This window comes from Marinobacter azerbaijanicus (genome assembly GCF_030250645.1).
Taxonomy (GTDB): Bacteria; Pseudomonadota; Gammaproteobacteria; order Pseudomonadales; family Oleiphilaceae; genus Marinobacter; species Marinobacter azerbaijanicus.
Genome location: NZ_JASSVS010000002.1, coordinates 169,122 through 185,509 on the forward strand (window position 1 = coordinate 169,122; position 16,388 = coordinate 185,509).

Here is a 16,388-nt window from a genome sequence, read left to right on the forward strand (position 1 = left end):
GCAGGCAAAAAAAACCGGGGCCGAGGCCCCGGTTTTTTATGCTTTCAGCCTTTTCAGAGCTTGCCTTCCGCAATCAGCAGCTTGCGCTCATGGGTAAGGCCTTTCAAAAGTCCCCAGGTCATCACCAACAACACCGCTGTAAAGGGCAGCCCCGCTGTGATAGCAACCGCCTGGATCGCACCCAGGGCATCGTCACCACCACCGAAGATCAACGCTGCGGCAATAGCACCTTCCATAACCACCCAGAACACACGCTGTGCGGTAGGCGCATCAGTCTTGCCACCGGCAGTGATGCTGTCAACAACCAGCGAACCTGAATCAGAGGACGTCACAAAGAACACCAGCACCAGAACAATACCAACGAACGAGCTGATCGCGACGAACGGCAGGTTGGCAAACATCTGGAACATGGCAAGGGAAACATCTGTCAGACCGTCTTCAGCAAGAACACCAATCCCTTCCTGGATCTGTTCCAGGGCAGATCCGCCGAACGCGCTCATCCAGACCACGGTGATTACTGTTGGCACAATCAGGACTGCGGTTACGAATTCGCGAACTGTACGGCCCCTTGAGACACGGGCTATGAACATGCCCACGAACGGTGACCAGGAGATCCACCATGCCCAGTAGAACACAGTCCAGCCATGGAACCAGGCCTCGTCTTCACGTCCGAAGGGGTTGCTGAGCTGCAATGCGTTACCAACGTAGCTGGAGGATGTAACCCAGAGCGTCTCGAAGATGGTCATGGTCGGGCCGGCAAAAATGATGAAGAACAGCAGGATTGCCGCCAGCGACATGTTGAAATTACTCAGGACCTTCACACCGCCGTCCAGACCACGCAGAACGGATATCAGGGCTACTGCCGTCACACCGGTAATGATCGCCATCTGAACATTGATGCCGGACGAGATCCCGAACAGGTAATCCAGGCCCGATGCGGCCTGCTGGGCACCAAAACCAAGAGAGGTGGCAAGACCGAATATTGTCGCCACCACCGCAAGGATGTCGATGATATGGCCGGGCCAGCCCCAAACACGATCCTTAAGCAGGGGGAAGAACGCCGAACGGATGGTCAGCGGCATATTCTTGTTGTACGCGAAAAATGCCAGTGACAGCGCAACAATCGCGTAAATTGCCCAAGGATGCAGACCCCAGTGGTACATGGTGGCGCCCATGGCCATTTTCGCCGCTTCGGGTGAGTTGGCCTCAACGCCCAGAGGCGTTTCATACCAGCCTGTGTAGTAGGCTACCGGCTCTGCAACAGCCCAGAACATGAGGCCAATCCCCATACCGGCTGCAAACAGCATCGCAAACCAGGACATCGTCGAGAAATCAGGTTTGGCGTCCATACCGCCGATACGGATTTTGCCAACAGGCATAAAAATCAGGGCGAGAGAAACCACCACAAAAATATTGGCACTGAGCAGAAAGAACCAGTCAAATTGAGCGATTGTCCACCATTTTGCGCCATCAAGAAGCTCTTTTGCTTCCGACGGGAAGATCAGCGTACCTATAACGAACGCTACCACCAATACCGCCGTGATCGGGAACACCGGTGCATGCAGGTCGAGGCCAAACTTTTGAATATTATCCTGGCCTGCGACGTAATCCGTTGAGTATTCGTCTTTTACAACGTCGCCCACGTTTTGAGCCTCCTGTTTCGAGTTAATCTTTTCAATAATCGGATGCAAACGTTACAAGCTCGCCATCCTATTGCTTTGAGTTCAAAACATCAAAATTGGTTTACGCCTTGAAGGCAAGCTTAGACCATTATTCAGCTCTGCGTGAAATCCACTGAACCGATCCGGGACCAAGCAGCAGAAATACACCGGGAATTGCCGAAAGGATGTTTATTTTTTGCGGAGGCTGGTGTAGACTTCGCTCCCGCTAAGCCACTGAGATTTATCTCAAGTTTCACTGGCCAATAGCATTTCGGGGCGTAGCGCAGCTTGGTAGCGCACTTGCATGGGGTGCAAGGGGTCGTAGGTTCAAATCCTACCGTCCCGACCAATTTTCCTACAACAAAGCCCGGGCCGAAAGGCCCGGGCTTTGTTGTTTCTGAAACCCTGGGTTTGCGTAGTCTCAACCGAAGTGAAAAAAGGCCAGCTTGTTGCCATCCGGATCGCGAACGTAGGCTCCGTAAAACTGGTTCGGAATGCGCTGGCCGGGCTCTCCATCACAGGTAGCTCCCAGTTCGATCGCACGTTTATAGTGAGCGTCGACAGCCTCTTTTGAACCCGGGGGGATGGCAAGCATATTACCATTGCCACAACTTGCCTCCTGCCCGTCCACCGGCGTGCAGACCGCCAACATCGGCGTCTTCATATCCTTCCCGATAAAAGCGATCCGGCCAAGATCCAGCAGTTCTTTCGCGCCAAGGTCTCCCAGCAGATCCACGTAAAACTTCTTGGCTTTCGCCATGTCTTTAACACCAATGGTGACGTATCCGATCATTCCTCATCTCTCCTGTTTGGTATTGGTTGCAGATAGCTATACGAGCCATCGGATAATTTTGGCCAACGACTCATGGGCCTTGTTGGCTAGAGAGCCTGCCGAAAACAAAAAAACCGAAGGCGAACCTTCGGTTTCTTGAACCCGGATTTACAACGCGCTCATTTAACCGGCGCGTTGAGCACTTCCAGAACGTCTTCAAGTTCAGTGATCATCTGTCGTATCAGCTGCTTGTACTGGGACGTATCGTCTTTCGCCTCATGGCTGCTGAGCTTTTGCTTCGCCCCGCCAATGGTATAGCCCTGATCGTAAAGCAGGCTTCGAATCTGGCGAATGGTAATGACGTCAGCGCGCTGATAATAGCGGCGATTACCACGGCGCTTGACAGGCGAGAGCTGTGGAAACTCCTGCTCCCAATACCTCAGAACGTGCGCTTTTACCGCGCAGAGTTCGGCAACTTCACCAATGGTAAAATAACGTTTACCCGGTATCGTGGGTAGTTCGTTATTATGACTGGGTTCCAGCATACGCTTCTACTTTCTGTTTTAGTTTCTGTCCCGGGCGAAACGTCACAACACGCCGTGCGCTGATCGGAATTTCTTCGCCAGTTTTCGGGTTCCGTCCCGGCCGCTGTTTCTTGTCACGAAGGTCGAAGTTGCCGAATCCAGACAGCTTCACCTGTTCGTTATGGCTCAGAGCGCCTCTGATCTCGTCGAAAAAAGCTTCCACCATCTCCTTGGCTTCGCGTTTGTTGAGACCCAATTCCTCGTACAAGCGCTCCGCCATTTCCGCTTTCGTCAAAGCCGCCATCTGTTAACTCCTCAGTGTTGCCCCCAACTCTTCCCGCAGTGCCTCAATAACACCGTTGAAGAGCGAATGCACCTCTTCTTCATTTAGTGTGCGCTCGGGATGCTGCCAGAACAGGCTGAGGGCAAGGCTGCGATTACCTTCACCCAGGCTTTCGCCTTCATAGACATCAAACGCACGCAAAGCCGTGAGGTGCTCGCCGGCGTGCTTTCTGGCCACACGCTCGACGTCTGCAAACCCCACATCGCTTCCAATAATGATAGCCAAATCCCGCCGAACTTCAGGGAATTTTGAAACATCTTTGAAATTAGGCACATATCCAGAAACGATCGAATTCAAGAATAGCTCAAACATCAGAATCGTGCCATTAAGTTCCAGTTTTTTCTGAACTTGTGGGTGCAATGTGCCCAACCAGCCTACATGTTCGCCGTCGCGAAGCAGTTCAGCCGTCTGGCCCGGATGCAGGGCCGGGTGCTGGCTGGGGATAAACTGAACCTCAATACCAAGCAGCTGGAATAAACTTTCCAATTCCCCTTTTACATCAAAGAAATCCGCAGTTCTGCGACCGTTTGCCCAGTTTTCAGGCAGCTGGTTACCGGTAACCACGCCCGCGAGCATGGGCTGCTGATCGATGTGGTCATTATCGTTTACAAATCTGAGCCCGGTCTCGAACAGCCTGATCCGTGGTTGCTGTCGATTCTGGTTGTACGCCACTGTCTTGAGTAATCCGCTCCAGAGAGTGGTGCGCATAACCGACAGATCGGAAGAAATCGGATTCGCCAGGGCAATACCCTCCCGCTCCGGATCAACCAGGTTCTGGACCTTCGGGTCCACAAAGCTGTAGGTAATCGCTTCCTGATAACCACAGGATACAAAGTAGTCCTGGATGGCAGAAACCGGGCGAACCGCCTCTTCCTGCGGCCGTAGGCCGAGAGAGCCGATTGGTTCCGTTACAGGCAGATTGTTGTATCCGTAAATCCGACCGATCTCTTCAATCAGGTCTTCCTCGATACTGATATCCGGGCGGAAGCTGGGTACGTGCACCCGCCAGCCATTCTTCAGCAGCTTGTCGATATGCAGGCCGAGGCGTGTCAGGATTTCCTCAACCGTGGTTCGGTCAATATGCAGCCCCAGTACATCGGCGACTCGTTGCTCGCGAAGATCCACTGTGCGGTCTTCAGGCAGATCCTGCTTGCTGACCACCTCAACAATATCGCCGGGCTCGCCGCCGACAATGGACATCAGCAATGCTGTGGCGCGCTCCATGGCGTCACGGGCGAGTTCATAGTCCACACCACGCTCAAAGCGGTGAGAAGCGTCAGTATGAAGGCCATAATGACGAGCCTTGCCCGCCAGGGTGATCGGATCAAAATAAGCCGCCTCCAGGATCAGGTCCCGGGTTTTTTCGCTGACCCCGGAATGCTCACCTCCCATCACGCCGGCGATCGCAATTGGCTTGGCATGGTCGGCAATGATCAGGGTATCGCTGGTCAGTTCCACTTCCTGGCCGTCCAGTAATACGAGTTTTTCCTCCGGCTTCGCCATGCGGACAACAATGCCACCTTCGATTTCATCGCGATCAAACGCGTGCAGGGGCTGACCCAGTTCAAGCATGACGTAGTTGGTAACGTCCACAGCCGCATCGATGGAACGAATTCCCGAGCGGCGCAGCTTTTCCTGCATCCATAACGGTGATTCAACGGTCAGATCAACGTTGCGCAGAATCCGTCCCAGGTATCGGGGGCAACCTTCAGGCGCCTTGACCGCAATTTCCGGAACCTCGGAGTGCAATGCCTCCACGGGGCCGATCTCCGGGCCTTCGACCACCAGACTGTTCAACACACCCACTTCACGGGCAATGCCCTTGATCGAAAGGCAGTCACTGCGATTCGGTGTCAGGTCCACATCGATCGTGACATCATTGAGCTTGAGAAATTCATCCAGCTCCTGGCCCACCGGCGCATCCTCCGGCAGCTCCATCAACCCTTCGTGATTTTCAGACAGACCGAGCTCCGCCTCCGAGCAGAGCATCCCCTCGGATGGCTGGCCACGAAGTTTCGCCTTCTTGATCCTGAAATCTCCCGGCAACACAGCACCCACAACCGCAAAGGGCACCTTGAGGCCATCGCGAACATTGGGAGCACCACACACCACCTGGACCGTCTGGCTTCCATCGCTGACCTGACAGACCCGGAGTTTGTCCGCATCCGGATGGGGCGCCACGGAAACCACTTCACCCACCACAATGCCACTGAACTTGCCGGCTACCGGCTCAAACCCGTCAACTTCCAGTCCCGCCATGGTGATCTGGTCCATCAATGCCTGGGTATCGTTCGCCGGATTGACCCATTCCCGTAGCCACTGCTCACTGAATTTCATGGTATCTGCCTTGTCCTGGTGCGGTTTTGCCTGTTAATTCAATTACCCTGGTGATGCGCTCAACGGAACTGCCGCAGGAAGCGGAGGTCGTTCTCGAAGAACATGCGCAGGTCGTTCACGCCATAGCGAAGCATGGCCAGACGCTCAACGCCGAGACCAAACGCAAAGCCCCGGTACTCCTCGGCGTCGATACCGCAATGTTCGAATACTTTGGGATGGACCATGCCACAGCCCATCACTTCCAGCCACTTGATGCTGCCATCCTCTTCACGTCCCCATTCGATATCCACTTCCGCGGAAGGTTCTGTAAACGGGAAGTAGGATGGGCGGAAGCGGACTTCAAGATCCCGCTCGAAGAATACCCTCAGGAACTCCTCAACAGTGCTCTTCAGATCGGCGAAACTGACGTCCCTCTCCACCAGCAGCCCTTCCACCTGGTGGAACATGGGTGTGTGAGTCATGTCGGAGTCACAACGGTAGACCCGCCCCGGGCAGATCATGCGGAATGGCGGCTTGCCGTCCTCCATGGTGCGAATCTGCACCGGAGAGGTGTGAGTGCGCAGCAACGTGCCCGGATTGAAATAGAATGTGTCGTGCATGGCGCGGGCCGGATGGTGGCCGGGAATGTTCAGGGCTTCGAAGTTGTGATAGTCGTCTTCGATTTCCGGGCCCTGCTCCACGGTATAGCCTGCGCGGGAGAAGAACTGCTCAATACGCTGCAGGGTGCGGGTTACCGGGTGAAGCCCCCCCAGATCCTGGCCGCGACCTGGCAGGGTCACATCAATGGATTCGCTGGCCAGCTTCTGCTCAATGGCGGCGCGCTCGAGGTCCGCGCGGCGAGCGTTGATTGCCTGCTCCACCTGCCCCTTGGCTTCGTTGATTTTCTGGCCGGCGGCCGGGCGCTCTTCCGCAGACAGCTTGCCCAGTGTTTTCGCCTGCTGGGTGATCACACCCTTCTTACCAAGGTACTCAACACGAATCTGATCCAGCGCCTGCAGGCTTTCGGCACTTCCAACTGCCGCCAGGCCGTCCTGAACGAGTTGATCCAGGTTTTCCATTGACCCTGCTCCAATCCAGAAATGGAATCACTCTAAACGAAAATAGGGGAAGAGCGCGCCCTTCCCCTATCAGAAAGCGTCTTCATGAACCCATGGAGACGCCTGAATCGATCGATAACCGATGAAAGAGCTAAGCGATCACAGAGACGCTTTTGCCTTCTCAACAACAGCAGTAAACGCTTGCTGCTCGTTCATGGCCAGGTCAGCCAGAACTTTGCGATCGATTTCGACATTGGCCTTTTTCAGGCCTGCAATCAAACGGCTGTAGGACAGACCGTTGGCACGGGCGCCAGCATTGATACGGGCAATCCACAGTGCACGGAATGAACGCTTGCGGTTGCGACGGTCACGGTATGCATACTGACCGGCCTTGATCACCGCCTGCTTGGCTACACGATAGACGCGGCTGCGCGCTCCGTAGTAACCCTTGGCCTGATTCATGATCTTTTTGTGACGACGACGTGCTACCACGCCACGTTTTACACGAGCCATACTTTAATCCTTCTACCTTTAAACCTTTGCAGGAATGGTTAGCGGCTGAATCAGCACGCTGTCATACGCTTGATGGAAGCCACATCAGACTTGGCAATCAGCTTGGTACCACGGAGCTGACGCTTACGCTTGGGGCTCTTCTTGGTCAAGATATGACTGGTGAAGGACTGCTTGTGCTTGAAGCCAGTGGCGGTTTTCTTGAACCGCTTGGTGGCCCCGCTTTTGGTTTTCATCTTGGGCATTTTTTAAAACTCCGCATTCTGTTTTTAAATGACATCAATGTGTCCCTGAACGACGAATCCCCCGCGACCGCGGGGGATCATAACCGGATCAGGGTCACTTCTTTTTGCGGGGAGCCACAACCATGGTCATCTGGCGGCCTTCCATTTTCGGCCGCTGTTCTACCTGGGCAAGCTCTTCAATATCCGCTTCAATCCTGTTCATGAGCTTCATACCGATTTCCTGGTGTGCCATCTCACGCCCACGGAAGCGAATAGTAATTTTGCCGCGGTCCCCGTTTTCAAGGAAACGTACCAGGTTGCGTAGTTTGACCTGATAATCCCCTTCTTCAGTTCCTGGCCGGAACTTAAGCTCTTTGACCTGGGTCTGCTTCTGTTTTTTCTTCGCAGCAGCCTTGGCCTTCTTCTCATCGAAGATTTTCTTGCCGTAGTCCATTATCTTACAGACGATCGGATCGGAATCCGTAACCTGAACCAGGTCAAGAGACGCTTCTTCTGCCTGCTTGATTGCATCTTCAATCGGTACGACACCGACCTGATTGCCTTCGGCATCGATCAGACGGACTTCTGTTGCGTCAATATTCTCATTGATCGGCGCCTTTGGTGTGCGCCCACCCCGATTCGCTCGCTGTTTAATAATCAGATCTCCGTTTTGGTTCTGCCTTTGCGGTTGATTTCATCAGCCATTAGCTGCTCAAACGCTTCCAGCGGTAAAGTTCCCAAATCTTCACCTTTGCGGGTTCTCACCGCAACGGCGTTGTTCTCGACTTCTTTGTCGCCGACAACCACAAGGAAGGGGACTTTGTTAATAGTATGCTCGCGGATTTTAAAGCCGATCTTCTCGTTTCTCAAGTCGGCATTAACCCTATAGCCAAAGGAATCCCATTTTTTTGCAAGATTCTGGCAATAATCACGCTGATTGTCGGTAATATTCAGTATCGCAATCTGCGTTGGCGCCAGCCAGGTCGGGAAAGCACCTTCGTATTCCTCAATCAGAATACCAATAAAGCGCTCGAACGATCCCAGAACCGCCCGGTGAAGCATAACGGGCGTCCTGCGCTCGGAATTGTCTGCGACATATTGCGCTCCAAGGCGCCCCGGCATGGAAAAATCGACCTGAATAGTACCACACTGCCATACCCGGCCGATGCAGTCTTTCAGTGAAAACTCGATTTTCGGGCCGTAAAAGGCACCTTCGCCCGGCAACAACTCCCAATCAACGCCTTCACGGTTCAGCGCCTCTTCCAGGGCTGCTTCTGCCTTGTCCCAGACTTCGTCCGAACCAACCCGTTTTTCCGGGCGGGTAGACAACTTGTAGAGAATCTCGGTAAACCCGAAGTCCTCGTAGATCTCGTGGAGCATCTGGATAAAGTCGGACACTTCCTGCTGGATCGCATCTTCTTCGCAGAAAATATGGGCGTCGTCCTGGGTGAATCCACGCACACGCATCAGGCCGTGCAACGCACCAGACGCCTCGTTCCGGTGGCAGGAGCCGAATTCCGCCAGACGCAGGGGCAGATCCTTGTAGCTTTTCAGGCCCTGGTTGAACACCTGCACATGGCAGGGACAGTTCATGGGCTTGATGGCGTAGTCGTGCTTCTCGGACTCCGTGGTAAACATGTCATCCTTGAACTTGTCCCAGTGCCCGGACTTCTCCCACAGCGCCCTTGAAACCACCTGGGGCGTCTTGATCTCCTGATAGCCGTGCTCATGCTGCTTGCGGCGCATGTACTGCTCGATTTCCTGGTACAGGGACCAGCCATCCGGATGCCAGAACACCATGCCCGGTGCCTCTTCCTGCATGTGAAACAGGCCCAGCTTCTTGCCGATCTTGCGGTGATCGCGCTTTTCCGCCTCTTCCAGGCGATGGAGATAGGCCTTGAGGTCTTTCTTGTTGCCCCAGGCGGTACCGTATACCCGCTGCAACTGCTCGTTGCTGGTATCACCGCGCCAGTAGGCACCGGCGACCTTGGTCAGCTTGAAGGCCTTGAGCTTGCCGGTGCTGGGCACATGGGGCCCCCGGCACAGGTCGATAAAGTCGCCCTGGCGGTAAAACGACAGATCCTCGTCGCCGGGGATATCCTCGATGATGCGAACCTTGTATTCCTCGCCCATTTCATCAAACAGGCGCACAGCTTCATCACGGGACATGACTGAACGGTGGACAGGAATATCCTGTTTCGCCAGCTCTTCCATGCGCTTCTCGATCCGCGCCAGATCTTCATTGGTAAATGGACGATCGAACTTGAAATCGTAATAGAACCCGTTATCCACAACCGGGCCGATAGTGACCTGGGCTGAGGGAAACAGTTCCTTGACGGCCATCGCCAGCAGGTGGGCGGTGGAGTGGCGAATAATATCAACACCGTCTTCATCCCGCTCGGTAACGATGGCGAGATCAGCGTCTTCGTCGATGGTGAAACTGGTATCAACCAGCGTGCCATTAACCCGGCCGGCAATAGCGGCCTTGGCAAGACCGGCCCCGATGTCTGCGGCAACATCGTGAACGGTTACTGGTTCGGCAAAACTGCGGTGACTGCCATCCGGCAGGGTAACAACAGGCATAATTGGCTCCTTGAGTCTCAGAGGTGATCCGTACCAAAGACCACATGTTGACGGTTGGCCGCGACACAAACCGCGGACCGTTGCGCGCAGGAGTTTAACAGAAAAAAGCCCGGCAGGTTAATGCCGGGCTTTTTGGGATGGCTACAAGTTGTAAGCGCTTGCCTCCTCGGGTGTCCGTCGCCTTAACTGGCCGAAGGCTACAAGGCCGAGGAGGATGAGTGAGGGGATGAACATAAGCTCTTTGGGTGGACGCTCGTTTTCAACCTGAACGGAATCGATGGTCCAGCCAAAGCTGATTCCGGCGTCTTCCGCAGGGCTGCCGAAGCCCACAAAATCCACCACCATCTTGTCACCATCGCGGGAGAGTTCCAGCCCCGCCTCCATCAGTCTTTCATGAGGGGTATCGGCTGCCGGTAAAGGCAGGCTCAGATAGGTCGATACCTCATCACCATCCAAGGCCATGCCGGACGCCTGCAGAACGATGGACTCGCCAGCAGGAACATTCTCAACATGTTCAACCACTTCGGATCCCGGACGGTCCTCCGTTGCCGGATAGACCATATCCCACCAGTAGCCCGGGCGGAAAAGAGTGAACGTGATCAGCAACAGCAGCGCCGACTCCCATTTATAGCTCTTGGTAAACCAGTAGCCCTGGGTGGCTGCAGAGAACACGAGCATGGCCGTTACCGCACTGGCGATGGTAACCAGAAGGTCAAGCCACCCTGTCAGCCCGATAAGCAACAACTGGTTGTTGAAGATAAACATGAACGGAAGAATGGCGGTCCGGATATCATAGGTGAAGCCCTGGATACCCGTTCGTATCGGATCCGCACCGGATATGGCAGCCGCCGCGTAGGCGGCCAGCCCCACGGGCGGCGTATCATCCGCCAGTATGCCGAAGTAGAACACAAACAGGTGGACCGCGATGAGCGGCACCAACAGTCCATTCTGCGCGCCCAGGGTGACTATGACCGGCGCCATCAGAGTGGAAACCACGATGTAATTGGCGGTGGTGGGCAACCCCATGCCGAGAATCAGGCTGATAATGGCGGTAAAGATCAGCATCAGCAGCAGGTTGCCGCCTGAGATGAACTCCACAAACTGGGTCATCACCAGGCCAATGCCGGTCAGTGTCACCGTACCGACCACGATACCAGCTGTCGCTGTCGCCACGCCGATACCGACCATGTTCCGGGCACCTGTAACCAGCGAATGCGTCAGATCCAAGAAACCGGTTTTTGTTTCAGCCAGGAAATGACCGTTCTTGCGGAAAAAGGCCTTCAGAGGCTGCTGGGTAATGACGATGAAAATCATGAATACCGTGGCCCAGAAGGCAGACAGTTGGGGAGAGAAACGTTCAACTGTCAGACACCAGACCAGAACCACCACGGGCAACAGGAAGTAAAGGCCCGTCTTGACCGTCGGCCCGACCTCCGGCAGCGTATCCATTGCTGAATCAGGGTCATCCTGTTCGAGAACAGGAAAGCGCGTGGAATACCAGACCAGCCCTATATAGACAAAAAGCAGTAAGGGTCCCAACACCCACACAGCTGCCTCGCCAAGCACCACCTTCAGCCAGCCAATGCCGTAATAGACAATGAACGTAAGGGCACTCAGCCCAAGCAGGATCACAACCCAGTTGAGCATGCGCTGGGCCAGGGTCGGACGATCAAGCCGCTCAATCCCTTTCATCTTCAGCTTGCAGGCTTCCAGGTGAACGATATAGATCAGTGCCACGTAGGAAATCATCGCCGGCAGAATCGCGTGCTTGATAACCTCCAGATAGGAAATTCCCACATACTCGACCATCAGGAAGGCGGCCGCACCCATGATAGGAGGCGTCAGCTGTCCGTTGGTGGAAGCGGCCACCTCAACGGCGCCTGCTTTGGTAGCGGGAAAGCCTACCCTCTTCATCAGCGGGATGGTAAACGTACCGGTGGTGACCACGTTGGCAATGGACGAACCGGAAATCACGCCACTCAAACCGCTGGAAACGACAGCGGCCTTGGCGGGCCCGCCACGCATGTGACCGAGCATGGCATAGGCAACCTGAATAAAGTAGTTGCCTGCCCCGGCGCGCTCCAGCAGCGCACCAAAGAGAACGAACAGGAAAACAAAGCTGGTGGAGACACCCAGGGCAACACCGAATACACCCTCGGTGCCCAACCACATATGGGAGGAAAGCTTGCTCAGGCTTGCACCCTTGTGGGAAATGACATCGGGCATATACGGCCCGGCCAGTGCATAGATAAGGAAGACACCGGCCACAATAGTCAGCGGCAACCCCAGGGCCCGACGGGTAGCCTCCAGGAGCAACACAATGCCGCCCAGGGCGACGATCAGATCCTGGGTTATAGGCGCGCCTGGTCGTGTCGACAGCTCTTCGTAAAAGAAAAACAGATAAGAAGCTGCGAAGGCAGCTGCCAGTGCAAGAATCCAGTCATAGAAAGGCACATGATCCACATGCCGGCCGCGAATCATCGGGTAGGCAGAAAAAGCCAGGAAGGTGGCAAATGCCAAGTGAATAGACCGTGATTCCGTCGAGTTAAAAACGCCGAACTCGACGATATAAGGAAGCGGCGATGCTATCCATAGCTGGAAAAGTGACCAAAGCAGAGGAACAACAAAGAGTATCTTGGCAGCCATGCCGGTTGCAGCTCTTCCACCGGTTTCGGTCTGGAGAACCTCTGCAACTTTTGCGCTGTCGATCTTGTCCCCGGCTCTCGGTTCGCTATTGGCCATATCTGGATCCTGTAAGAATATAGCGGGTCGGAGATCAAAACACCGCAGGCTGGCCTGCCTGCGGTGTGGTTTTTACCGGTTACAGGATCAGTCGATCAGGCCGGCTTCTTTATAGTACTTCTTGGCGCCCGGGTGCAGGGGCGCACTCAGGGCATCGGACACCATTTCTTCCTTTTCCAGGTTGGCGAACGCAGGGTGCAGGCGCTTGAAGCTGTCAAAATTCTCAAAAACGGCTTTGACGACTTCATAAACAACATCCTCGGACACGTCCGTGGATGAAACAAACGTTGCGGCAACACCAAAGGTGGTTACGTCGTTATCAGTTCCCCTGTACATACCACCCGGGATAACGGCTTTACGATAGTAGGGATTATCGTCAATGAGCTTCTCTGTGGCTTTGTTATCCACACTAACGATAACACTGTCACAGGAGGTGGTTGCTTCCTTGATCGCACCGGAGGGGTGACCAACGGTATAGAAGAAAGCGTCAATGTTGCCGTCACACAGGGCCTGGGACTGCTCAGCCGCTTTCAGTTCCGCGGCCAGGGAAAACTTGTCCATGGTCCAGCCCATTTCGTCCATCAGCACCTCGGCGGTCGCGCGCTGACCGGAGCCGGGGTTACCGACCGACACCCGCTTGCCTTCAAGATCCTCAAACGTCTTGATGCCAGAGCCCTTGCTGGCAACAACCGTGAATGGCTCCGGATGCAGTGAGAATACGGCCCGAAGCTTTTCGTTCTTTCCGTCGTCCTCAAACTGACTGGTGCCGTTATAGGCATGGTATTGCCAGTCAGACTGGGCAACGGCAAGATCAAGTTCGCCCTGGCGAATCGCATTGAGGTTATAGACCGAACCACCGGTACTCTCAACAGAGCAGCGAATACCGTGTTCTTTACGATCCATATTGACCAGGCGGCAGATTGCCCCGCCCGCCGGATAGTAAACACCGGTTACACCACCCGTTCCGATAGTAACGAACTGCTGTTCCTGCGCGTTAACCGCTGTTGAGGTCGCTCCGAAGCTGACCGCAGCTGCAACCGCAAGTGCAGAGAATTTCTGTTTCAGTGCCATAACGTTTCCCTTTTGTGTTCGTTTTTGCTTTTTTTGGCCTGTGCCACAACACAGGCACTTTCCACGTTCGCCTTAAAACATAGACCACTTTGCGTCATAAATAAAGCGAGGATTGGCACGCTAAGCACTTGAGCGAACAACAAAAAAGCCCGCAGAGCGGGCTTTTTTGTTCAGGCTGGCGAGATATTATTTGCTCGCGCGCGCCTTGGCAACCATGCGATCCGGGCGCAGCAGGAAGCGCGCCAGGGCCGGCAGCAGCCAGATGGAGCCAACCATGTTCCAGATGAACATGAAGAACAACAGCAGCCCCATATCGGCCTGGAACTTGATGGGTGAGAAGATCCAGGTCACCACACCAATACCCAGAGTGGCACCCGTAAAGATAACGGCCTTACCGGTAGACCTCAGGGTTTCGAAATAGGCTTCCTGGAGTGTCTTGCCCTCCAGCAGGAACTTTTCGAGCTTGCTGTAGATATAAATGCCGTAGTCAACACCTATACCCACGCCCAGGGCAATAACAGGCAGGGTCGCCACTTTGATACCGATACCGGACACCGCCATGATAGCCTCAGCCAGAATGGAAGTGAGCCCCAGCGGAATCAGGATACACAGCACCGCCCGGATCGACCGGAAGGTCAGCAAGCACAGTGAGGCAACCACGCCATAGACGAAGATCAGCATCATGTTCTTGGCGCTGGAGATAACGTCGTTGGTCGCCGCTTCCACGCCTGCGTTACCAGCCGCCAGCAGGAATTTGAAATCTTCATTGTTATGGTTGCTGGCAAACTCCTCAACACGCTCAGTCACTGTCTCCAGCGTTTCCGCCTTGTGATCCTCAAGGAAAACAAGTACGGGCGTAAGGTCGCAGTTGGTGTTGATCAGGCCGGCAGGGGCTTCCCTGATGGAAGCATTGATGATGGTCTGGTTGCGGGATATTTCATACCACTTCCAGTTACCCTCGTTCAGCGCCTTTGTAACCAGTTTGGACACATTTGCCAGCGACGCGGACGACTGAACGCCCGGCGTGTTCTGCAGCTCCCACTGCAGCGTATCCATGGCGCGAAGAACATTGTACTGGGTACACTGCTCTTCTTTGGTTTTCACCATCACCACCAACACGTCAGCACTTGTCGAGTAGTTCTCGATAATGAAGGCATTATCCTTGTTGTAGCGCGAGTCAGCTCTCAGCTCCGGCGCGCCCTGATCAAGATCGCCAACCTTCAGATCCTGCTTGTAATACAGGCCAAGTCCCAGACCGATCACTGCAATCAGCAGTGAAATCGGAGCCACACCCGGGTGCGCAAAGTAAGACATGATGCGCCATTTGCGGTCCTGCTTCTCACCGTGATTCTGCACATGGCGAACGCCACCCTTGGAGATGCCAAGGTAGGACATGATCAGTACGTGCAACACCAGGTTGGTCAGGATAACAAACGCCACACCGATACCCGCTGCAACGGCGAGATCCCGGATTACATCGATTTCAATGAAAATCAGGGTCAGGAAACCGAAGGCATCGGAAATCAGGGCCAACATACCCGGGATATAAAGCGCCCGGAATGCCAGTCGCGCTGCGGTAATGGCATCAAATCCTTTTGCCGCTTCCACTGCCATGGCGTTGACGATCTGAACGCCATGACTGATACCAATGGCGAACACCAGGAACGGAACAAGCACGGAGTATGGGTCCAGACCGTAGCCCAGCAACCGCAATGTACCCAGTTGCAGGAACACAGCGATGATGGAAGTAAACACCGGCACCAGCGTCCCGGTAATGCAACGGGAGTAACCATACAGCAGCAGTGTGGTCAGAATGATTGTGATACCGGCAAACCAGGCAATGGAGCCGATACCCTCAATCAGGTCGCCCACTTTCTTGGCAAAGCCAACAATATGGATATCAATGTTCGGATTCTGGGCTTCGTACTTGTCCCGTATCTTCTCTTCCAGCTGACGCGAGAACTCACCGTAGTCCAGAGGCTCGCCAGTCTCCGGGTTGTTTTCGTACAGTGGCGCGTAAACAATCGTTGACTTGAAGTTGTCCGAAATCAGGCGCCCTACCTCGTTTGACCTGAGCACGTTCTGACGCAGTTGCTCAAGGCTCTCCCGGGAACCATCGTAGTTGTCCGGGATGACGGTACCGCCCTGAAAGCCCTGCTCGGTTACTTCCACCCAGCGAACATTGGAGGTCCAGAGCGATTTAAGCCCGGAGCGATCCACCCCATTGAGATAGAAAACCTCGTCAGTGATCTGCTTGAGGGTTTCCATGTATTCCGCGGTGAAGATATCGCCCTCTTCCACCTCTACGGCGATACGAACGAAGTTCCCCAGGTTTTCCAGGTCGTTCCGGTGCTCCAGCATATTGACGATGTAAGGATGCTCCAGCGGTATCATCCGCTCGAAACTGGCATCCGGCTGGATCTTGACGGCGTTATAGCCAAGGAACAGGGTCAAGAAGAAAAATGCAATCAGGATGATCGCCCGATTGTTGAAGATCAGCCGTTCCAGGAACGGTTCTGCCTTCGGCGTAGTCAGGTAATGCTCGCCCTTGTCATGCTTCGGGTTCGACATTCAAAAGCCCCTC

The 16,388-nt window shown here is 54.6% G+C and carries 13 protein-coding genes and 1 tRNA gene; 1 reads left to right on the plus strand and 13 read right to left on the minus strand.

Annotation, left to right across the window (positions count from 1 at the left end; translation table 11 throughout):
- Window positions 1–53 precede the first annotated feature (53 nt).
- Window positions 54–1,643, minus strand: coding sequence for a BCCT family transporter (locus tag QPM17_RS04260; RefSeq protein WP_285389056.1), 1,590 nt, complete (start codon window positions 1,641–1,643; stop codon window positions 54–56).
- A 290-nt stretch (window positions 1,644–1,933) separates the two neighbouring features.
- Between QPM17_RS04260 and QPM17_RS04265 the strand changes: the two genes are divergently transcribed.
- Window positions 1,934–2,010: transfer RNA gene (locus QPM17_RS04265), tRNA-Pro, on the plus strand.
- 72 nt (window positions 2,011–2,082) lie between these two features.
- Here QPM17_RS04265 and QPM17_RS04270 read toward each other — a convergent pair.
- The 12 genes from QPM17_RS04270 to QPM17_RS04325 all read right to left on the minus strand — a co-directional run bounded on the left by QPM17_RS04270 (window position 2,083) and on the right by QPM17_RS04325 (window position 16,375).
- Window positions 2,083–2,454, minus strand: a complete 372-nt coding sequence (locus QPM17_RS04270; RefSeq protein ID WP_285389057.1) for a VOC family protein — start codon at window positions 2,452–2,454, stop codon at window positions 2,083–2,085.
- 158 nt (window positions 2,455–2,612) lie between these two features.
- Window positions 2,613–2,978: a MerR family transcriptional regulator gene (locus QPM17_RS04275; RefSeq protein ID WP_285389059.1), complete on the minus strand. Its 366-nt coding sequence runs from the start codon at window positions 2,976–2,978 to the stop codon at window positions 2,613–2,615.
- The gene (gene ihfA / locus QPM17_RS04280) at window positions 2,959–3,261 is read right to left on the minus strand and encodes an integration host factor subunit alpha (protein WP_007151838.1); all 303 of its coding nucleotides are present in this window, start codon (window positions 3,259–3,261) and stop codon (window positions 2,959–2,961) included. Before ihfA ends, QPM17_RS04275 begins: the two co-directional genes overlap by 20 nt.
- 3 nt (window positions 3,262–3,264) lie before the next feature.
- On the minus strand, window positions 3,265–5,637 hold the full coding sequence (gene pheT / locus QPM17_RS04285; RefSeq protein ID WP_285389062.1) for a phenylalanine--tRNA ligase subunit beta: 2,373 nt from the start codon (window positions 5,635–5,637) through the stop codon (window positions 3,265–3,267).
- A gap of 59 nt (window positions 5,638–5,696) precedes the next feature.
- Window positions 5,697–6,695, minus strand: coding sequence for a phenylalanine--tRNA ligase subunit alpha (gene pheS, locus QPM17_RS04290; protein WP_285389063.1), 999 nt, complete (start codon window positions 6,693–6,695; stop codon window positions 5,697–5,699).
- Between the two features lie 138 nt (window positions 6,696–6,833).
- Complete coding sequence (rplT, locus tag QPM17_RS04295) at window positions 6,834–7,187, minus strand: 50S ribosomal protein L20 (RefSeq protein ID WP_027831417.1); 354 nt, start codon at window positions 7,185–7,187, stop codon at window positions 6,834–6,836.
- A 50-nt stretch (window positions 7,188–7,237) separates the two neighbouring features.
- The gene (gene rpmI, locus QPM17_RS04300) at window positions 7,238–7,429 is read right to left on the minus strand and encodes a 50S ribosomal protein L35 (RefSeq protein WP_007151842.1); all 192 of its coding nucleotides are present in this window, start codon (window positions 7,427–7,429) and stop codon (window positions 7,238–7,240) included.
- A 94-nt stretch (window positions 7,430–7,523) separates the two neighbouring features.
- Window positions 7,524–8,069 (minus strand): translation initiation factor IF-3, encoded by a 546-nt coding sequence (infC, locus tag QPM17_RS04305; RefSeq protein WP_285389756.1) that lies wholly within the window; start codon window positions 8,067–8,069, stop codon window positions 7,524–7,526.
- The gene (thrS, locus tag QPM17_RS04310; RefSeq protein WP_285389068.1) at window positions 8,066–9,991 is read right to left on the minus strand and encodes a threonine--tRNA ligase; all 1,926 of its coding nucleotides are present in this window, start codon (window positions 9,989–9,991) and stop codon (window positions 8,066–8,068) included. Before thrS ends, infC begins: the two co-directional genes overlap by 4 nt.
- A 141-nt stretch (window positions 9,992–10,132) precedes the next feature.
- Window positions 10,133–12,733, minus strand: coding sequence for a TRAP transporter permease (locus QPM17_RS04315; protein WP_285389070.1), 2,601 nt, complete (start codon window positions 12,731–12,733; stop codon window positions 10,133–10,135).
- 87 nt (window positions 12,734–12,820) lie between these two features.
- Entirely contained in the window at window positions 12,821–13,804 is a 984-nt protein-coding gene (locus QPM17_RS04320; RefSeq protein ID WP_285389072.1) for a TAXI family TRAP transporter solute-binding subunit, read from the minus strand.
- 186 nt (window positions 13,805–13,990) lie between these two features.
- Window positions 13,991–16,375 carry an efflux RND transporter permease subunit gene (locus QPM17_RS04325; RefSeq protein WP_285389075.1) on the minus strand — a complete coding sequence of 795 codons (2,385 nt, stop codon included), beginning with the start codon at window positions 16,373–16,375 and terminating at the stop codon, window positions 13,991–13,993.
- Window positions 16,376–16,388 lie beyond the last annotated feature (13 nt).